The sequence below is a fragment of the Rhizobium sp. YJ-22 genome, assembly GCF_029601685.1.
GTDB lineage: Bacteria > Pseudomonadota > Alphaproteobacteria > Rhizobiales > Rhizobiaceae > Metarhizobium.
Genome location: NZ_JARRIR010000040.1, coordinates 1 through 4681 on the forward strand (window position 1 = coordinate 1; position 4681 = coordinate 4681).

6 protein-coding genes and 2 pseudogenes are annotated in these 4681 nt (G+C 59.4%); 7 read left to right on the forward strand and 1 reads right to left on the reverse strand.

The genetic code is table 11. The features are described from left to right. The 6 genes and pseudogenes from P7F60_RS30455 to P7F60_RS30480 all read left to right on the forward strand — a co-directional run. Window positions 1–294: pseudogene (locus tag P7F60_RS30455) on the forward strand (hypothetical protein); the annotation flags it as partial. A 2-nt stretch (window positions 295–296) separates the two neighbouring features. Continuing rightward, window positions 297–434 carry a hypothetical protein gene (locus P7F60_RS30460; RefSeq protein WP_277921202.1) on the forward strand — a complete coding sequence of 46 codons (138 nt, stop codon included), beginning with the start codon at window positions 297–299 and terminating at the stop codon, window positions 432–434. Window positions 435–542: 108 nt separating this feature from the next. After that, complete coding sequence (locus P7F60_RS30465; protein WP_277921203.1) at window positions 543–815, forward strand: hypothetical protein; 273 nt, start codon at window positions 543–545, stop codon at window positions 813–815. A 7-nt stretch (window positions 816–822) separates the two neighbouring features. Next, entirely contained in the window at window positions 823–1356 is a 534-nt protein-coding gene (locus tag P7F60_RS30470) for a Mu transposase C-terminal domain-containing protein (protein ID WP_277921204.1), read from the forward strand. Beyond that, window positions 1353–2270 (forward strand): TniB family NTP-binding protein, encoded by a 918-nt coding sequence (locus P7F60_RS30475; protein WP_277921205.1) that lies wholly within the window; start codon window positions 1353–1355, stop codon window positions 2268–2270. The genes P7F60_RS30470 and P7F60_RS30475 overlap by 4 nt, the downstream gene beginning before the upstream one ends. Next, window positions 2267–3367, forward strand: a complete 1101-nt coding sequence (locus P7F60_RS30480) for a TniQ family protein (protein ID WP_277921206.1) — start codon at window positions 2267–2269, stop codon at window positions 3365–3367. Before P7F60_RS30475 ends, P7F60_RS30480 begins: the two co-directional genes overlap by 4 nt. Here the strand turns inward: P7F60_RS30480 and P7F60_RS30485 are convergent. Next, window positions 3327–4244 (reverse strand): recombinase family protein, encoded by a 918-nt coding sequence (locus tag P7F60_RS30485; protein WP_277921207.1) that lies wholly within the window; start codon window positions 4242–4244, stop codon window positions 3327–3329. The two genes, P7F60_RS30480 and P7F60_RS30485, sit on opposite strands and share 41 nt — an antisense overlap. Before the next feature lie 269 nt (window positions 4245–4513). On the opposite strand from P7F60_RS30485, the pseudogene P7F60_RS30490 reads away from it, so the two are divergent. Continuing rightward, window positions 4514–4681, forward strand: a pseudogene (locus tag P7F60_RS30490) (hypothetical protein); the annotation flags it as partial.

The following is a 4681-nucleotide window of genomic DNA, read 5'->3' on the forward strand; positions in this document are numbered from 1 at the left end:
AAACATCCATCCTCGCAGCGTGATCACCATACGTTCTCAAAAGTCGGACAGATTCAACACTTTCGTGTCGTGACGCCAAACAACGCCGCCTCGGCTTTGCGTCGATGGTCACGGCGTTTTCGCTGCTGTCCGGCCTTGGCCTATGGACCTTCGCACCGACTCCCGGCTGGCAACGGTCTGCTGATCATCGTTGCCGACGCGCTGCCTCTCAATCTGTTCGGCAGTGACGGCTCTGGCAAGCTGCAGGGGAGGAGGATGGCCTCCGAGCTGGTTCTTTTGGCTCTGGCACCCTAGTCATGGCATTCGCGATGGCACACATCGGCATTTTTCTATCGCTCACGGTCGGCGTAATGCTTGGGGCGCTCGCGATCGTCACGTTCGGGCTGATCGTTGCGATGCAGCGCGCATATCGTCCTGCACCGATCTCAGGATGAAGGTTCGCGGGTACTGTCTTGGATCTGTAACAGTCGGGCGTCATCGTTGCGTCTGAGGTAATCGGCGCTGAATTTCACTCGAACCGTGACGGGACGAGGAGATCTTCGATGACAAAGAAACCCGACAAGATGGCGGCAACTGAGGCCGCCTGGACAAAAGCGATCGCCCGCGAGGCGCTTATCCGTCCGCTCGCTTCGGCCACGCGGATTTCAGCCGGTCGTTTGGCAGGCGTTTGTCGGGATCTCGGTCTGAAGCGAACGCGTCTGTACGAACTTATCGCACTCTATCGCGCCGCGCCGGTCGCCAGCTCGCTCCTCGACGCGATCCCGGGACAGGAGAAAGGTAGCCGCCGTCTGTCTGCTGAGGTTGGCCTGGGATGACAGCCTCGTGGATCGACCGTATCCGCTAAGGCTTCCCCACGATCCAGAGCAATTTCTGAAGGACTTCCTGCCGTTTGAAGAACGGTTCGTCCGCAGAGACGGCATCCATCTGTTTGGGCTTCGGTATTGGGACGACGTTTTGAGCCCATGGGCTGGCAGAGGCCAAAGGGTGCGCGTTAGATATGATCCCCGTGACCTATCGCGTGTTCAGGTCGAAGGGGCAGAAAACTTCGTCGAGACTGTGCATTTCGCCGATCTTCGGCGCCCTCGCATCACGCTGGGCGAGCACCGCCTGGCTATGGCTGCGTTGCGGGCGAGGGGCGTCCAGGCCGTCAACGAAGATCTCATCTTTTCGACGATCGCCGAGCAGCGCCGCCTTCTGGCGGACGCCGTGGAGAAAACCCGAACCGTTCGCCGGACTGCCGAGCGGAATGAGCGGGCATTGTCGGCAGGGCGCGATCGCATCACGCTCCCCGAGTACGAGCCGACCCCGGAAGTCTTCGACGATCTGCCGCCATTGTCCGTGGAGGAATGGTCATGACCGCCTATGAGCACCTGCAGCCCGCTTATCGCCAGTACGCCGCTCTCGACACTGACGAACGGATTGCCTGGCTGCGAGCTGATCGATGGTTCGAGACGTCGCAGGCAACCTCGGTGATGAGGCGGCTGGAGGATCTTCTGTCCTATCCTGCGCGTGATCGGATGCCATGCCTTCTCCTTTACGGCGATACCGGGATCGGTAAGACAAAGATCATTCGGAAGTTCCTGCGGGATCACCCGCCTCGGTTCGACCGCGGCACTGGCATTACGACCATGCCTGTCGTTGCCATGCAGATGCCGGCCGAACCTGTCGAGCGCGATGTCTACGGTGAGTTGCTGAGCGCGCTTGGAGCGCCAGGGCCGCAATACGAAGCGGCCTGGCGCTTGAAAGCTGTCTGCCGGAGCCTGATGAGGGACATGGGCGTACGCATGTTGATCATCGACGAGATCCATGCTGTCCTGACCGGCACTTTCCGACAGCAGCGGATATTCCTCATTGTCATCCGGTTTCTGGCAAACGATCTAAAGGTGCCGCTGATCTGCGCGGGGACCGATCTCGCCCGGCAGGCCCTACTCACCGACCAGCAACTTGCCGAACGGTTCGAGGCCTTACACCTGAAACGTTGGTCCAACGACAAATATCTGGCCCAACTTCTATCGAGCCTGGCCGGCATTTTGCCGCTCCGTGAGCCATCTGACATCGGGACGGCCGCGGTCCGTCAACGTGTACTTGAGCTGACCGATGGCGTGACCGTCCGGATCTTCCGTCTGATCGAGACCGCCGCAGTCGAGGCGATCCGAAGCGGCAGTGAACGCATCACGCTCGAGAGCTTCAATGCCGGTGAGTTAGTTTTGCCGCTGATCTCGATGACACGGTATTCCGAGCGGCAGCTGCAAAGACGGATTGCGCGGTGAAGCCCATTCAGCTCCTCCCTCTGGCACCGCGGCCCTTTGAGGATGAGCTGATCTCGTCCTGGCAGGGCAGGGTCGCAGCTCGCTATTCTCTGGGGACTGATGACATCGATACCTGGCTGCACCTCGACGGCTCAGTGTCCGAGGACCGCGATTTCAATCCTGCCTTGGAAAATCTACGACGATGGGCCCGTGCCTGCAGAGTCCGCAGCGACATCGTCGAAAAGCTTGCACTCTGCCGCCATGCTGCACCCCTAGGCTACGTGCTTCGTTCCCAATCGTGCGGCATCTGCCCGGCTTGCCTTGAGGACGATCGGCGAAATGATCGTGATCAGTATCTCCGCCGAACTTGGTCGCGCGCCGAGACAGTCGCGTGCACCATCCACCGACTGCGTTTGCGTTATTTTTGCCCAGCATGCTTCGCAGGTCGCAGTTTCCGATTTGAATATCGGGATGGCTTGGCCGAACTAATCTGCTCCGGCTGTTTGGCTGCCGTTTCCCGCGCACCGCCGGCGCCTTCCGAGCGACGCCATGCCGAATTGCTGATCGCAACGATGAAGGCGATCAATGACGCCGAGGAGGGGAGGGGGCAAACGACACTCGCTAAGCTCAAAGAAGCGATCCGCTTTCTTTGGACTGCCTCTCCGAACACCCTGCGGCCTGAAATCGACTTGTTCGGTGTAGAGTGCCCTTTCGGTCGAACTTCCATACCAGTGACCGAAGATGCGCCAATGACCGCTTTGTCCGTGACTTGGCGGTGTTCCACTCTTCTGACGATCGCGCAGATGCTGGACATTGGCAATGCGCGATCCGATCTCGGTCCTCCTGACCAATGGCTGATCTGGGCGTTCACGAGATTTGGGGGCAGGAACGATCCCGATCGGATCCCACCCGAGTGTCCAAAGGCGGAACGGCGGGAAAAGCAACCGCCACGTCGATCAGACGCCGACTATCTACGACTGGCTATCACGGCGATCAAAGATCCGCGGTGGAACAAGCTCTCGACGCTGGCGCCGCGGAACCGCTCAAAAGCGATCTCGCGGTTAGCACGCGAGCTGCTCAGTTCCTCAGAAGCCCAAACCGAAACGCCTCATCCATAAGAGCCTTGACGGATGAGGGCTGCCATTTCCGGCCGCCGCGAACCGGACGCTCTCCCATCTGATCCAACTGACCTGCGATATCCCGCAGCGTCAAAGAGGGATCTGCGATCGCGATCGCCGCCACGAGCTTCATATGGCGATCGTCTACTGGTCTGCGGGGAGAGCGGGCCAACAATTCGGAGTCCGCGAGCTTCTCTCTCACCAAGCGATGGACGGCGCGGCGCAGGCGCTCGACAGTCCAGTCGTGGCCCTTCCGATTGAGGATCCGCACAACGTTGTCCCAGCTATGCTGCGGCCGAAGCTGCTTTACCGTCGGAAGCCAGGTTTGGGCAGACGTAATTAGTTCGTCGAGGTAGACCCGGTTCTTGGCGGCTGCGGCAGCACGGATCGCTTCTGGTCGCCGCTCGCGAAGACCTGGATTGCCTGCTAGGCGACCACGTGCCTTGGCCGCCCTCATCCCCGACTTCGTGCGCTCGGCAATCAGTGCTCGCTCGAGCTGGGCAACAGCACCAAGTACCTGGAGTGAGAACATGCCCTGTGGCGTCGAAGTGTCGATCGGATCGCGCAGCGATCGGAAATGGACGCCTCGTTCCTCGAGGTTCTCGATAACATCGAGCAGATGACTGACCGAACGTGCCAGCCGGTCCAGCCGCACGACGACCAGGACGTCGCCGGCAGACAGCTCCTTCAGCACCCTGGCGAGAACCGGCCGGGCACGAGACGCGCCAGAACCATGCTCCTGGTGAATACGGTCACAGCCGGCGGCCCGGAGTTCGTCGATCTGCGCATCGTGGATCTGGTCGTCGGTAGAAACGCGTGCATAGCCGATAAGCCGACGGGGCAAAGCAGGGGCGATTTTCTTCGCAGATTTTGCCATAGATTTTTCCTCGATTCCGCCGCGTTTGTTCAGATAAAGAACGCACAGATAATGGATCGTTTGTAAACGTCTCTAGCGCGATTTCTCCGGCCTCCAGATCGCCTGAAACGCCTGGAAATCGGGGCTTTCATGTCCAGAATAGCTCGTTGTCAAAGAGCTTTGTTCAATACGATATGGGTTACTTATCGATGGTAGACAATCGTACTAACAAGCGTATCCGGTGAGGAACTTTAACTTATAGCTAGAGTTCCTTTAGCAAATCATTTACCATGATTTCAATGCCTTACGATCTCGCGAAACTTCCCATCCAGAGCCTGCTCAAGCCTATCTCCGAGGCTGGAACCGCACTCGCCCGTCTCGACGAGCGCATCGCCCGATCCGAGGTCGGCAGCGGTTTCCTCGAACGATGCCATTTCGCCGATGCCTGCGCTTCCCTC